Source organism: Lutibacter sp., from assembly GCF_041562875.1.
Classification (GTDB): Bacteria; Bacteroidota; Bacteroidia; order Flavobacteriales; family Flavobacteriaceae; genus Lutibacter.
Window position 1 is genome coordinate 1 of the sequence record NZ_JBFFOE010000001.1, and the last position, 13480, is coordinate 13480.

At 26.7% G+C, this 13480-nt stretch carries 14 protein-coding genes and 1 tRNA gene; 6 read left to right on the forward strand and 9 right to left on the reverse strand.

The features are described from left to right. The 4 genes from ABY863_RS00005 to ABY863_RS00020 form a co-directional block, all read right to left on the reverse strand. A partial coding sequence (locus tag ABY863_RS00005; protein WP_372792047.1) for an AAA family ATPase occupies positions 1-603 on the reverse strand: 603 nt, incomplete at its 3' end. Between the two features lie 185 nt (positions 604-788). Further along, the gene (locus ABY863_RS00010) at positions 789-1676 is read right to left on the reverse strand and encodes a hypothetical protein (RefSeq protein ID WP_372792049.1); all 888 of its coding nucleotides are present in this window, start codon (positions 1674-1676) and stop codon (positions 789-791) included. A gap of 168 nt (positions 1677-1844) precedes the next feature. Continuing rightward, positions 1845-3113: a tyrosine-type recombinase/integrase gene (locus tag ABY863_RS00015; protein WP_372792051.1), complete on the reverse strand. Its 1269-nt coding sequence runs from the start codon at positions 3111-3113 to the stop codon at positions 1845-1847. Positions 3114-3165: 52 nt separating this feature from the next. Beyond that, positions 3166-3239 (reverse strand) — tRNA-Met (locus ABY863_RS00020). A 126-nt stretch (positions 3240-3365) separates the two neighbouring features. On the opposite strand from ABY863_RS00020, the gene ABY863_RS00025 reads away from it, so the two are divergent. Together ABY863_RS00025 and ABY863_RS00030 are read left to right on the forward strand one after the other, a co-directional pair. Further along, complete coding sequence (locus ABY863_RS00025) at positions 3366-3749, forward strand: START-like domain-containing protein (protein WP_372792053.1); 384 nt, start codon at positions 3366-3368, stop codon at positions 3747-3749. Between the two features lie 80 nt (positions 3750-3829). Further along, complete coding sequence (locus ABY863_RS00030; protein ID WP_372792055.1) at positions 3830-4648, forward strand: aminotransferase class IV; 819 nt, start codon at positions 3830-3832, stop codon at positions 4646-4648. On the opposite strand, the gene ABY863_RS00035 is transcribed toward ABY863_RS00030, so the two are convergent. The 5 genes from ABY863_RS00035 to ABY863_RS00055 form a co-directional block, all read right to left on the reverse strand. Beyond that, positions 4640-5197, reverse strand: a complete 558-nt coding sequence (locus ABY863_RS00035; RefSeq protein ID WP_372792057.1) for a YqgE/AlgH family protein — start codon at positions 5195-5197, stop codon at positions 4640-4642. The genes ABY863_RS00030 and ABY863_RS00035 overlap by 9 nt on opposite strands. Before the next feature lie 101 nt (positions 5198-5298). Beyond that, positions 5299-5571: an HU family DNA-binding protein gene (locus ABY863_RS00040; RefSeq protein ID WP_372792059.1), complete on the reverse strand. Its 273-nt coding sequence runs from the start codon at positions 5569-5571 to the stop codon at positions 5299-5301. A 187-nt stretch (positions 5572-5758) separates the two neighbouring features. After that, complete coding sequence (gene fmt / locus ABY863_RS00045; RefSeq protein WP_372792061.1) at positions 5759-6703, reverse strand: methionyl-tRNA formyltransferase; 945 nt, start codon at positions 6701-6703, stop codon at positions 5759-5761. Next, the gene (locus ABY863_RS00050; RefSeq protein ID WP_372792063.1) at positions 6703-8598 is read right to left on the reverse strand and encodes an ATP-dependent DNA helicase RecQ; all 1896 of its coding nucleotides are present in this window, start codon (positions 8596-8598) and stop codon (positions 6703-6705) included. The genes fmt and ABY863_RS00050 overlap by 1 nt, the downstream gene beginning before the upstream one ends. Further along, complete coding sequence (locus ABY863_RS00055) at positions 8598-9131, reverse strand: AAA family ATPase (RefSeq protein WP_372792065.1); 534 nt, start codon at positions 9129-9131, stop codon at positions 8598-8600. Before ABY863_RS00055 ends, ABY863_RS00050 begins: the two co-directional genes overlap by 1 nt. A gap of 115 nt (positions 9132-9246) precedes the next feature. Between ABY863_RS00055 and ABY863_RS00060 the strand changes: the two genes are divergently transcribed. The 4 genes from ABY863_RS00060 to ABY863_RS00075 all read left to right on the forward strand — a co-directional run bounded on the left by ABY863_RS00060 (position 9247) and on the right by ABY863_RS00075 (position 13479). Continuing rightward, a complete protein-coding gene (locus tag ABY863_RS00060; RefSeq protein ID WP_372792067.1) occupies positions 9247-9528 on the forward strand; it encodes a DUF493 family protein in 282 nt (93 codons plus the stop codon). 103 nt (positions 9529-9631) lie between these two features. Further along, on the forward strand, positions 9632-11233 hold the full coding sequence (locus tag ABY863_RS00065; RefSeq protein ID WP_372792069.1) for a peptidylprolyl isomerase: 1602 nt from the start codon (positions 9632-9634) through the stop codon (positions 11231-11233). A gap of 7 nt (positions 11234-11240) precedes the next feature. Continuing rightward, the gene (locus ABY863_RS00070) at positions 11241-12089 is read left to right on the forward strand and encodes a hypothetical protein (RefSeq protein WP_372792071.1); all 849 of its coding nucleotides are present in this window, start codon (positions 11241-11243) and stop codon (positions 12087-12089) included. A 1-nt stretch (position 12090) separates the two neighbouring features. After that, positions 12091-13479: a peptidylprolyl isomerase gene (locus ABY863_RS00075; protein ID WP_372792073.1), complete on the forward strand. Its 1389-nt coding sequence runs from the start codon at positions 12091-12093 to the stop codon at positions 13477-13479. Position 13480 lies beyond the last annotated feature (1 nt).

Consider the following 13480-nt stretch of genomic DNA (forward strand, 5'->3'; position numbering starts at 1 on the left):
AACTAATATTGATAATCCATATTTCTTTTTAAGTTCATTCAAGAAGATCATTAGAGTTGTTGCTTCTGAAGCCTTTTCTGTTCCGTTTTTTAGGTAAGAGATATTATCTATTATTAGAACTTTTGCAGATTGTTGAAGGATTATCGTTTCAAGACTTTCACATAAATACTCTTCAAATGAATTATACTTTTGAGGTACTTTTACTCCAGGTTCTATCTCAGCTCGATAAAAATTATTATTAAAAGTGAAGTGATTTTTATAGCCATCAGAATACCTACATTCAAATTGTTTATCGGATAATTCAAAGTCAATATAAATAACGGGTTGTTGCTTTGCTTCTAAACGTAAGCCACAAGTTGGATAACCAGAACTAATACTTTGTGCAATTTGAACTGCTAAAATTGATTTACCAAGATTTGTATCTGCAAAAAGGATGCATAATTCGCCTTCAAACCAAAATTCTCCGAAGAGCATTTTAGGAATAGGTCTTTTTTTAGCTTCATCTATCCAGTCATTAACTGGTTTAATTTGAAACAGTGAAGGAGCTGTTCTTTGTTCTAAATCTTTTGTGAGATTTTCTTTAAATATATCTGTGTTTTTCATCGTTATTCCGATTTACGGCTCAACGAAAGTAGAAATAGTTATATTTTTATTAGTTAGTATTGTGGTTAAACAATTTAAAAATCAGCGTTTTAAAATGTTTTCAAGTGTTTTCAAGTGTTTTCAAGAATTTTCAAGAAAAGTTTTCAAGAGTTTTCAAGAATTTTCAAGAAAAGTAAATTATTTTTCTATAGGATACCTTTAAATTTTTCAACTAAGATCTTTCTAATATTTTTATAAGTATTATCAATACCCCTATTTACTTTATAACCCCACATTGATTGATATGAACCTATATAATGGTCAAACATATTTTCAAACGCATTATAAATTTTTTGTTTTTCACCTTGCTCAAGAGTTAATAAATCATATTTATGTAAATATTCAATTATACATCTGTATGTTTTTCCTTTTTTATCTTTGAAATTTTCAAAAATTATTTTTTCTATTTCATCATTATTTTCATGTGAAATATAAAAGGCTAGAGTTTTTGGTTTAATATCTGGTTGCGATGTTTCACAGTTTAAATTTTGAGGAATCTGTGTTTTATAATTTGTTTTTTTTGAAATATTACGTTCTGTATCAATAACCTTAATATTGTATCTAGCTAATAATTCATTAAAATGGGTTTTAAAAGACTGAAATTGAATTTCAAATGCAGTTAAGATATCTTCTGGTAATTCATTTTTGAAATCAAACTTCAAATTTATAAGCTCAAAGTCACATGTCTCCATTACCACAATAACAAAAGCTAAATATTTTTCAAAGACCAAACAAAAATGTTCAGAGCTAAGATTTTGTTCGGCATCGGCCAATATAAATAAATTAGTTTGCAGCTCACGGTCCTTTTGTAAAACTCGAAATACTTCTTTTTGGTTTTCAAGATCTATTAATATCATTGGGGATCCAATCTTTTTAATAAGGAATACCTCATTATAAGGTATTGTCTTACTTGAATTACCTAGATCAAATGCTAAAGAACCATCTTCTAAATGAGGAGTTTCCGAATGATATATTAAAAAGTTAGTCGCTAAATTTTTATTGAGAAGATTAATTATTTCTGTGGATGAAGTCATTTATTATGTGTTTCGGTTTTAACAATATTTTTTTTTAAATCCTTAATATGTATATTTATAAAGTTTGAAATCAAGGGTGCTTATATTATAAAAATTTTCTAAATAAGCTTATTCTTTAATACTAATTTAAAGATATTTAATAAATAATTATAGTTCATGAATTTTACATTATTCTAACATTTTTGAATAGTCTTCTGGTAGTTCAGCATCAATATCACGTAAATATTTTTCCAATGCATCCATTGTAGCGTGACCAGTTATTAACATTAATTTACTTTTCGCTTCAAAAGGTGAATAGTCTTTACGCAGCTCTTTATATAGCTTAGTTATAAATGTATGTCTAAAACTATAAAGTCCATAATCTACTCCTAAGTTAAAGTGATCTTTCACAACCTTTTTAAAACGTTTGCTAAAATAATTTCTCTTATCATTTTCGTTTGTGTTCCATTCTCTACCTATTTGATCTGGAGTAAATAAATTATCATCTGGATTTAATTTTGATAAATCTGGGAGTTGGCTAATTAAAATTTCTGGAATTATTTTGGTCTTTAAAGTATTGTTTTTTGCTTCGAATTGGAGTTTTCGTTCTTTGATATTTATATCCTTTACCTTTAATCTGCAAACTTCAATAGGTCTTAAAAAGTTATAAGAAATGAATTTTATATATAATAGAAGAAGTGGATCATTATTTTCTAAATAAGTATAAATTTCTTCTTGCAATTCATTGGAATAAGTTTTATTCCTTGTAGGAATTGACTTTAGGTTTGGTATTTTCTTAACGTAGTTGATTATAATAATTTCATTATCTTCTAATACTTGAAAAACACTGCTAAGGTCAGCTCTAAAATTGTTTCTGTTTCCAGCACTTGTTTTTTCTAATTGAAAATTTAAAAATTCATTAATGGTTTTTTTGTTGAGATCTTCAATAGTGTTTAATTTAGAATGATTTTTTTCAATCCATTCTGTAAAATTATTCACCCTATTGCTTAAACCTCTATAAGATGTGTATTTTAATGTTTGCTTCTTTAGATTAAGGGAATAATCAATAGCTTCCTTAATCGTCATCTTAGGCTTTTCAATTTCAACCTTTATTGAAGAATTTTTCTCTATTTCTTTGTTATATAAGTTTTGATTTCCTTCAAAAGGATTATATCCATCTTTTAATATTTTGGATAATGTTTTTTGAAATGAAGTCAAAATAGAAAGCCTTTCTACTTTAGTTTTATAGTTGTTTGCTCCTAAAAATATTGAAGGCATTCTTTTAAGCTCACCAGTTTCTGGGTTTCTATATCTATAATATACGTACCATCGTTTACTTAAATCTCCATTTGCATTGTAGATTTTTGGTTCAGAATATTTTTTTTTCATAGGAGGATTGTATTCATTTTCGTACTCGTTTTCGTACTCGTTTACTAGATATTCGTTTAAATTAAACATAAAAAAAGCGATTTAGTAGTACTAAATCGCTCGTTTACATAAATTTAAAGTGTAGCGTGATCCAGAATTGAACTGGAGACCTCCGGGTTATGAATCCGACGCTCTAACCAACTGAGCTACCACGCCATTTATTAAGGGTGCAAATATAAAAAATAAAATAGTTATAGCAACAAATATATTCTTCTATTTTTTAAGAATTTAAATTTTTTTAAAAAGGAATATTTATATATATTGTGCTTTTAAATAAATAAGATGTCGACAAAAATTAAATTTGAAATAGAATTTCCTATACACGCCTCACCACAAATGCTTTATCAATATTTTGGTACACCATCAGGGCTTTCTGAATGGTTTGCAGATAATGTAAATTCTCGTGGAGAGCTATATACATTCATATGGGATGGATCTGAAGAACAAGCAAAAGTGCTTCAAGAAAGACCAGGTGAAAAAATAAAATTTAAATGGCTTGAAGATGGCGAGGACAAAATTTACTTTGAATTTAAAATTCAAGTAGATGAAATTACGAAAGATGTATCATTAATTGTTACAGATTTTGCAGAAGAAGATGAAGTTGAAGAAGCCAAAATGTTTTGGACAAACCAAATTGATGAGCTAAAACATACCATAGGAGCATAATTACATTGCTTTTTATACATAATTAAACCTTGAATTTTTTAAGATTTTAATTATGTAAATTTGTCAACTAAATTTAATAAATGATAAATTTAAGCGGTACACTACATAACAAATCAACTGAAATTTTTAATTCAAATAATAGAGCTTTCAAATATGGAGATGGTTTATTTGAGACTGTAAAAGTTAAAAATTTAAAAGTTTATTTTATTGAAGATCATTATTTTAGATTAATGGCTTCAATGAGGATGCTTCGAATGGAAATTCCAATTAATTTCACGTTAGAATTTTTTGAGCAAGAGTTACTTAAAACTGCAGAGCAAAATAATTTGGAAAATGCTAGAATTCGATTTACAGTTTTTAGAAAAGATGGTGGCTTATATAAACCATTAATAAATGAAGTTGATTATTTAATTGAAGCTTCAGAACTTAATTCAAGAATAAAAGATAATTATACGATTGATATATTTAAAGATTATTATATCTACTCAGGATTGTTATCTTCTATAAAGACTACTAATAAAATAACAAACGTTTTAGCCAGTATTTATGCCTCTGAGAACGAGTTTGATAATTGTATTTTAGTAAACGAAAATAAGCAGGTAGTTGAAGCTATCAACGGAAATATATTTATTATTAAGGGGAATTTGATTAAAACTCCTCCAATAAGCGAAGGCTGTATAAAAGGGGTTGCAAGGAAAAAAATAATTGAAATTATATTAAAAAATGAAAAATATTCATTTAAAGAAGCTATAATTTCTCCTTTTGAGTTGCAAAAAGCTGATGAAATTTTTATTTCAAACGTAATTATTGGAATACAACCAGTTTTTGCTTATAAAAAGACGATATTTAAAACTGAAGTCTCTAAAGAATTAACTTTTGAGTTTAATAGGTTAGTTTAAATTAGGGTTTTTTGGTGCATTTGCCCAAATTTGATATTCACCACCAAATTTTAATAATTGATTTTTCCAAATATCATTACTTTCAACTTCTAATATATTCTTGTAATTATTATCAACTACTGTCCAAGTAGACTCTTCTAACTCTTCTTTTAATTGGGATACAGACCAGCCCGAATAACCTAAGAAAAAACGAATATCAGTCGGTTTTATAGTATTATTATTTAGTAAATCGGTTAAAATATCAAAATCACCGCCCCAATAAATGTCCTTATCTATTTCAATACTATTTGGTATTAAATTTGGTAACTTATGAATAAAATATAAATTTTCTTGCTCTACAGGACCGCCATTATATACTTTAAAATCACAATTAATCTCATGAATTAAATCATTTAAAATAAATTGAGTTGGTTTATTTATTATAAAACCAATACAACCATCTTTATTGTGTTCAGACAAATAAATTACAGACCTATTAAATGATTTATCATTTAATATAGAAGGTTCGGATACTAATAATTTACCTTTAGAAGGAGTTAATTCAACCATTATAAGAAAATTGTATGTTTAAATATAAAATTATTTTTTGAATAAAAAAAACTCTCTAAATTTTTTAGAGAGTTTTTAAAATAAGAAATAGTTCTTATATGTTAGTTTACAGCATCGCTTAGTCCAGCTCCAGCTTTAAATTTAACTACATTTTTAGCTGCAATTTGGATAGTTTTTCCAGTTTGAGGGTTTCTACCAGTTCTAGCTGCTCTGTTAGAAGTAGACCAAGTACCCCATCCAACTAATGCTACTTTTCCTCCTCCTTTAAGAGTTTTAGTCACATTTTCTGTTAATGATTCTAATGCTGCTTTCGCTGCTGCTTTTGTGATACCAGCATCAGCTGCCATTGCATCAATTAAATCTGATTTGTTCATAACTTAAATTTTAAATTAATTGGTTAAACATTTTTTGCTATTAATAGCTTAACAAAGTTATACGGAATAAGGGCTTGTGCAAGTTTTTGAATAAAAAAGTGATATTTTTGTTAATAAATGATATTAAATGTTAATAACCTTAATGCTATTTATTAAAAAAAGCTATAAACCCTTTAAAATATAAGGATTAATGCATCAATGCATTTTGAGAAAATGTAAATCCATTTAGCAAGCTTTTGCTTTCCATTTTTCTCTTGCCAGCTAATTGTAAACTGTTAATGATAATAAAGCCATTTGAAACGGCAACTTTAATTTCTTCCTTTGAAGTGATTATTGTTCCTATTTTATGTAGATGCTCTATATTTTCTTTTTTAATATCGTAAATTTTAACTTTAATTTCTTCATTATTGTTTCTTAAAGTTGTCCAAGCAGCAGGATATGGATTTAAACCTCTTATTAAATTGTAAATGTTATTTAAGGAATCATTCCAATTTATTTTACAGGTATCATTGTATATTTTTGGAGCAGGTTTTTCATCAATTTCGGGTTGCTTAAATGTTTTAACATTATTTTGTTCAATCTGTTTAACAGTTTCAACTACTAACTTACTTCCAATTAGCATTAGTTTATCATGTAATTCGCCAACAGTTTCCGTTTTATCAATTTCAACTTCTTCTTGCAAAATAATATTTCCAGTATCAATTTTTTCGTCAATAAAAAATGTGGTAACTCCTGTTTTTGTTTCACCATTTATAATTGCCCAATTTATTGGCGCAGCACCTCTGTAATTTGGTAATAATGATGCGTGTAGATTAAAGGTACCGTATTTAGGCATTTTCCAAACTACTTTTGGTAACATTCTAAAAGCTACTACTATTTGTAAATTAGCATTTAAGCTTTCTAATTCTTTTATAAATTCTTCACTTTTTAAATTTGTAGGTTGCAAAATGTTAAGATTGTTTTGTAAAGCATATTTTTTAACTGCAGATTCGGATATTTTTTGACCTCTTCCGGCAGGTTTATCAGAAGCTGTAATAACTCCAACTACATTAAACTTTGCTTTTACAAGTGCATCTAAAATTGCAACAGCAAAATCAGGAGTTCCCATAAATACAATTCTCAAATCTCTCATTAAAAGTTACGTTTAAATTTATTTTGCGAAGTTATTGCTATTTTATTTTTTTCTAATAGTATTTTTAAGGAATTTAAAATTTCACTTTCTGAATAATTTAAGAGTGTAGTTAGTTCTTGAGAAGACAGCGGTTTTTCATCCAATAAATTAATAATATGGTTTGAAATGGTTTCTAATGAATTATCAGGTTTAATTTTAGCTTTACAAACATCACAATTACCACAAGTTTTTTTAATAGTTTCATTAAAGTAGGAGAGAAGTTGAGTATTTCTACACGTTTTGGTATTTTGAATGTATGAAATAACGGCTTCTAATTTTTCGTACTTTAAACTATTCTGTTGTTCAATATTTTTTGAAATATGATTAATTGTATAATTATCATCTCTTGTAACTAAAAATAATAACTTTGAAGTGGTATTTTCATACGAATAGTTTACGATTCCATTTGAATGTAAATCATTTAAATGTTTAACAACTTCTTTTTTTGAACTTTTTAATTTTTTTGAAAGTGAAAACTCATTTATAATGGTATAATGGTCAAAAATACCGCCATAACTTCTTAAAATTAATTGTATTAACTCACTTTTTGAAGGCTGATTGTTTAAATAATCAAAAATTTGAGTGTTGCTTATTAAAAATTTCAGGGTAGATTTTTTACTGTAATTTTCATCTAAACTCACTATATTTTCACGCTCTAAAGCTTTAATAGCATTGTATGTTTGTAATAGTTTTAGTTGATAAGTATGACAAAATTCTTGGATTGAAAAATCAAATAATTGTGTTGGTAATTCGCCTAAAGTGATATTATAATATTGGTTTAAATGGTTGTAAACAGCTTTTACAACCTTGGTTGAAGCCATATTAGTTTTAAACTTATTTGTAGTGTCAAAGAGATTAGATTTATTAGTTAAAATTATTGAATAAGCTGTTTCACCATCTCTACCTGCTCTGCCTGCTTCTTGAATAAAATTTTCTAAACTATTTGGTGTGTTTATATGAATTACAGCGCTAACGTCGGGTTTGTCAATTCCCATTCCAAATGCATTTGTAGCAACCATTATAGGAGTTTCATTTTGCATCCAATTAGTAAAAGCATTATTTTTTTCATGAGTTGAAAGCCCACCGTGGTAGTAACTACTTTTGAAATTGTTTTTTGTTAAAAATTTTGAAATCTCTTTCGTTTGTTTTCTAGTATTGGTATAAATAATTATGGAAGCGTCTATTTTATTAACAATTTGAAGCAATTTTCCATGAATATTTTCTGTAGTAATTACATGATAATTTAAATTACTTCGTTGAAAAGATTTTTTAAATATAACAGCTTCTTTTATTTCTAAATTTTGTTGAATATCTTCTAATACTTTTTGTGTAGCTGTAGCTGTTAAAGCCATAAAAGTTGCTTTGGGCTTTAATTCTTTTAGAATTTTTAACTGCAAATAGGAAGGTCTAAAATCGTGCCCCCATTCTGAAATACAATGAGCTTCATCAATAGCAACAATGGAAACATTCAATTGCTTAATTTTTTCTTGAATAAAAGGAGATTGTAATTTTTCTGGCGAAAGGTATAGAAACTTAAAATTGCCAAATTGTAAATTGTCGAAGGCTAATATAACATCATCTTGACTTAACTGAGAAGTTAAAGCAATGGCCTTAATATTTTTTTCTTTTAAGCTATTTACTTGGTCTTGAATAAGAGCAATAAGTGGAGAAATAATGATACAAATCCCATCTAAGATTAAAGCAGGAATTTGATAACATAATGATTTTCCACCTCCGGTAGGTAGTAAAATAATGGTATTTGTTCCATTTATAGTAGCTTCAATAATTTCCTCTTGTGGATCTCTAAATTCAGAGAAGTTCCAATATTTTTTTAATATTTCAAGAGGTGTATTCATTATTTTAAACAGTCTAATATAAAGTTTGTTCTAGCTTCAATGGTTCCTGTTGGTACTTCAATTATTTTATAGTTTAAATCTTTATAAGTACGTTCAAGGTGATTATGAATAGCTAAAGCTTGTTCAAAATTTTCATAACGTTCGTTGTCTGAAATATAAATTTCTTCCCAAGGTGGCATTAAAAATATGTAATTATATCTATATAAATTACTTTTTGTAAGATATGTAGCTGGGTAATCTATACTAATATAATTCATATAGGCATGAACATCAGGGATTCCTCTATCAAAAAAAATAAGATTTTCATTTTTTGTTTCAGCTTCAATATATTGGTTTACACGCCCTTCTAATAACAATTCACTAAATAACAACGGTTTTGTTAAAAATAATTGTTCTGTTCCATTTTTTCTGGCATTTAAAGTAACCTCTCTTGAGATTTCTTTCATACACGTAAACTTACGTTTTATCAATTCTTCAATAATGGTAGATTTTCCTGTACCAGGTCCGCCAGTGATTACTATTTTTTGTTGCATATTGCAAAATTAAGGTATTCATTAAATTATACTAAAAATATTCATGTAATTTTGTCAGTTAAATATTAACAATAGTAGATGGTATAAAATTTGATACCTTATTTTTTAAAAGAAAATGGATAAAAGAGAACAATTTTATAAAAAATTAAAGAAAAAATTAAAAAAGGATACTGCTTTTCCAGCAAAATACTTATTTAAATTTATTGTACCTGCATCAGAAGAAAAAATTATACAAGTTGAAGATATTTTCGATTTCACAGGAGCAGTTATTACTAAAACATCTTCAAAAACTGGAAAGTATGTTAGTTTATCAATACTTGTAGTGATGAATAAAGCAGATGATATTATTGTAAAATATATGGAAGCAGAAAAGGTTGAAGGTATTATTTCTTTGTGATTCCTTTAACATGGTTGTGAAAAAATAAAAAATATCTTGCAGCGTTTTAAAATTATATTGATATCCACACTTTTTGTTATTTTTGAAGCAAAATTATTATTATATGAAGTTTAAGTATTTATTTTTATCATTATTTTTTATAGGATTTAAAACTTTTTCACAGGAAAATAAAAATATCTTATTTACTATTGATAATGAACCGTATTATTCTCAAGAGTTTTTAACGGTTTATAAAAAGAATTTACAGTTAGTAACTGACTCAAAATCAGATTTAGAGAGTTATTTGAAATTATTTATAGATTATAAATTAAAAGTAAAAGAAGGAAAATCTTTAGGTTTAGACACACTTCAAAAATTTAAAAATGAATTAAAACAGTATAAAAATAATTTGGTTTTACCTTATTTAAAAGATAAGGAAGTAACAAATAAACTAATTAAAGAGGCTTATGATAGATTAAAAAAAGAAGTAAATGTTAGTCATATTCTTATTTTTTTAAAACCAGAAACTACTCCAAATGATACCTTAATAGCTTACAATACTTTAATTGAAGCTAGAAATTTAATTTTAGACGGCAATGATTTTGCTGAAATAGCAAAAAAATATTCTAAAGACCCAACCGTTGAGCAAAATGGAGGAAGTATTGGGTATTTTACGGCATTGCAAATGGTATACCCGTTTGAAAATATGGCGTTTGAAACTCCAGTAAATGAAGTTTCTATGCCTTTTAGAACTAAGTTTGGATTTCATATTTTAAAAGTGAATGGCATAAGAGCATCTGAAGGAGAAGTTGAAGTTGCTCACATCATGTTTAAAAATGATAGTTTAGCAGCTAAAAGAAAAATAGATTCAGTTTATGATGTTCTTCTTAGTGATAAATCAGATTTTTATGAATTAGCTAAAAAAGTTTCTGAAGATAAAGCAAGCGGCATAAAAGGTGGAAAACTAGAAAAATTTGGCACAGGAAAAATGATTGAAGATTTTTCAAAAGTTTCATTTTCGTTGAAAAAAGAGGGTGATATTTCTAAACCATTTAAAACTCAATTTGGATGGCATATTGTAAAATTAATTAAAAAATACCCTATTGAAAGCTTTGAAAAAATGGAGGAAAAATTAAAGCAAGAAGTTGAAAAGGATGAACGCTCTAATTTAATTAGTAAATCAGTTATTAATAAGCTATTTCATCAGTATACTATTACTGTAAATGAAGCAGCACTTCAGCAATTTTATAGTGAAGACTGGAAGAATAATTCTGAAAATTTTCAACAAAATTTATTTTCAATTAACAATAAAAAAATTCTTCAAAAAAAATTCATAATCTACTTAAAAACAGTTATAAATACACCTTTAAATGAAGCCTTTACAGCTTTTAAAGAGAAAGAAATTTTAGAATATTATACAGAGAATATAGAATATTCTAATCCTGAATTTGCAGCAACTTATAAAGAATTTAATGAAGGGTTATTACTTTTTGATTTGTTGGAAAAGGAAGTTTGGGAAAAAGCAAAGGATAGTATAGGTTTACAAAATTATTTTAACTCAAATGAGAGTAAATATAAATCGAATGATTTAAAAACTAGAAAAGGTGAAGTTATTTCAGATTATCAGAATTATTTAGAAATTAATTTTTCTAAACAACTTAGAGATAAATACTTCGTGAAGATAGAAAGTGCAGAAAAAAAGAGATTAAAAAAGTTAAAAATATAATGAAGAAATGAAATACTTATATATTTACATAGTAGCTGTTATTAGTTTGCAATCTTGTAATTATTTTACTTTTAAAAATGATACTCGTCAGACTGTAGCACGTGTTAATAATACATATTTATATAAGGATGATTTAAAAAATATTTTTAATGAAAATATTTCAGCACAGGACAGTACTTTAATCTCTAATAATTTTATTAATAATTGGGTTAGGCAGCAGTTACTTCTGTCTAAAGCCCAAATAAATTTAGAAAATGATATTGAAAAATTCGAGGGTTTTGTTAAGAAATATAGAGAAGATTTATTTATAAACTCTTATAAAGAAGCAGCAGTTAAACAATATTTAAATACTGAAATTACGGAAGATGATATTGATATATTTTATAAAGAGAACAAACAAAATTTCAAGCTAAATGAGGAATTAGTGAAGCTTAAATTTATAAAAATTGGTAAAGATGTTTTGAACAAAAAGGAACTTATTAAACTTTTTCTTTCATCAAAGAAAGAAGATTTAGATGATTTAAATTCTAAAGAACTTTCTTTAAAATCTTATCACTTAAACGATTCAATTTGGATTAAATTAAGTGATTTACTGGTTAAAATACCAGTATTTAGCAATGAAGACAAAAATCAGTTGTTAAAAAAAGATAACTTTATTCAAAAAGAAGATTCATTAAGCTTATATTTGGTGACCATTAAGCAAGTGTTAAATAGGAATGAATTAGCTCCAAAAAGCTATGTAACACCTACCATTAAGCAGATGATTTTACATCAAAGAAAATTATTATTATTAAGAAATATTGAAGAAACATTAATTGAAGATGCAACTAAAAAACGACAAATTGAAATTTACTAAAATGAAAAAAAATATTATTGGAATGGCATTTCTGTTATTTGTGATAGGAATAAATGCACAGGATAGTTTAAGCGTTGAAACTAACAAGTTTGAAAGAATAAAAATAGACGGTGTTGCAGTAGTTGTTGGGAAAAATATAGTGTTAGATTCTGATATTGATAAATTTAAAAAAGAATTGCAGCAGCGTATTGAAGGTAAAATAGATATTACAGATTGTGAGATGTTGGAAGAACTTATGACACAAAAATTAATTGCGCATCATGCTGTAGTTGATAGTATTGTAGCTACAGATGTAGAAGTTAATAGTGAAGTTGAACGTAATATAGCCTACTTTACGCAACAATTAGGTGATATGGAAAAAGTAGTTGAAATGTATGGTTTTAACGACGAAGAAGATTTAAGAAAAGAATTATATGACATTCAAAAAGAGCAAATTTTAATACGTAAGGAAAGAGAAAGCATCACTGAAAAGGTAGATGTTACTCCTGAAGAAGTTAGAACTTATTTTAAAAATCTTGAAAAAGAAAATAGTTTACCTGAATTTAGTGCTGAAATTGAATTGGCTCAAATTGTAAAAATTGTAAAACCTTCTGAAGAAGAAGTTAATCGTGTGATTATAAAGCTAAATGAAATTAGAAAGGAAATAGAAGAAGGGTATAGTTTCAGATTAAAAGCAATTATAAATTCTGATGATCCTGCTGTTTCAGGTAATGGTGAAGGAGCTGGAGGGAAATATACAATTACGCGTGAAAGTGGTTTTATTAAGGAATTTAAGGAAGTAGCTTTTAGCTTAGATGAAGGTGAAATTTCTGAACCATTTGAATCAGGTTTTGGATATCACATCATTCAGGTTGAAAAAATTAAAGGTCAGGAACGTGATGTACGCCATATTTTAATGCAACCAAAAATTAGTGGAGCTGAATTACAAGCTTCAAAAGATGAATTATCTAAAATTCGTGAGCAAATACTTAGTGGAGAAATTACTTTTGAAGATGCAGTGCTAAAATATTCAGAAGATAAAGAAACTAAAAATAATAAAGGGTTAATTTTAAATCCACAAACTAATGATACACGTTTTAATTTAACACGTATGGATCCAACTTTATACGGACGCGTTAGTAATTTAAAAGCAGGTGAAATTACAGAAACTTATTATGATGAGATAAGAGGAGGAGAGAAAATGCATAAAATAATTTTGTTAAAAAGTAAAGATGAAGCTCATACTGCTAGTTTTACACAAGATTATGAAAAAATTCAACAATTAACATTGCAAAAAAAACAAGAAGAAACAGTTGATAAATGGGCAAAAGATAAAATTAAAGATACTTACATTAAAATAAACGAAGATTTTAAAAAATGTGAGTTTAAAAATAATTGGAAAAAAGATTAAT

Coding starts and splice junctions, on each gene's coding strand:
- ABY863_RS00010 (WP_372792049.1), bottom strand. CDS start 1,676: ATGACTTCATCCACAGAAATAATTAATCTTCTCAATAAAAATTTAGCG.
- ABY863_RS00015 (WP_372792051.1), bottom strand. CDS start 3,113: ATGTTTAATTTAAACGAATATCTAGTAAACGAGTACGAAAACGAGTAC.
- ABY863_RS00025 (WP_372792053.1), top strand. CDS start 3,366: ATGTCGACAAAAATTAAATTTGAAATAGAATTTCCTATACACGCCTCA.
- ABY863_RS00030 (WP_372792055.1), top strand. CDS start 3,830: ATGATAAATTTAAGCGGTACACTACATAACAAATCAACTGAAATTTTT.
- ABY863_RS00035 (WP_372792057.1), bottom strand. CDS start 5,197: ATGGTTGAATTAACTCCTTCTAAAGGTAAATTATTAGTATCCGAACCT.
- ABY863_RS00040 (WP_372792059.1), bottom strand. CDS start 5,571: ATGAACAAATCAGATTTAATTGATGCAATGGCAGCTGATGCTGGTATC.
- fmt (WP_372792061.1), bottom strand. CDS start 6,703: ATGAGAGATTTGAGAATTGTATTTATGGGAACTCCTGATTTTGCTGTT.
- ABY863_RS00050 (WP_372792063.1), bottom strand. CDS start 8,598: ATGAATACACCTCTTGAAATATTAAAAAAATATTGGAACTTCTCTGAA.
- ABY863_RS00055 (WP_372792065.1), bottom strand. CDS start 9,131: ATGCAACAAAAAATAGTAATCACTGGCGGACCTGGTACAGGAAAATCT.
- ABY863_RS00060 (WP_372792067.1), top strand. CDS start 9,247: ATGGATAAAAGAGAACAATTTTATAAAAAATTAAAGAAAAAATTAAAA.
- ABY863_RS00065 (WP_372792069.1), top strand. CDS start 9,632: ATGAAGTTTAAGTATTTATTTTTATCATTATTTTTTATAGGATTTAAA.
- ABY863_RS00070 (WP_372792071.1), top strand. CDS start 11,241: ATGAAATACTTATATATTTACATAGTAGCTGTTATTAGTTTGCAATCT.
- ABY863_RS00075 (WP_372792073.1), top strand. CDS start 12,091: ATGAAAAAAAATATTATTGGAATGGCATTTCTGTTATTTGTGATAGGA.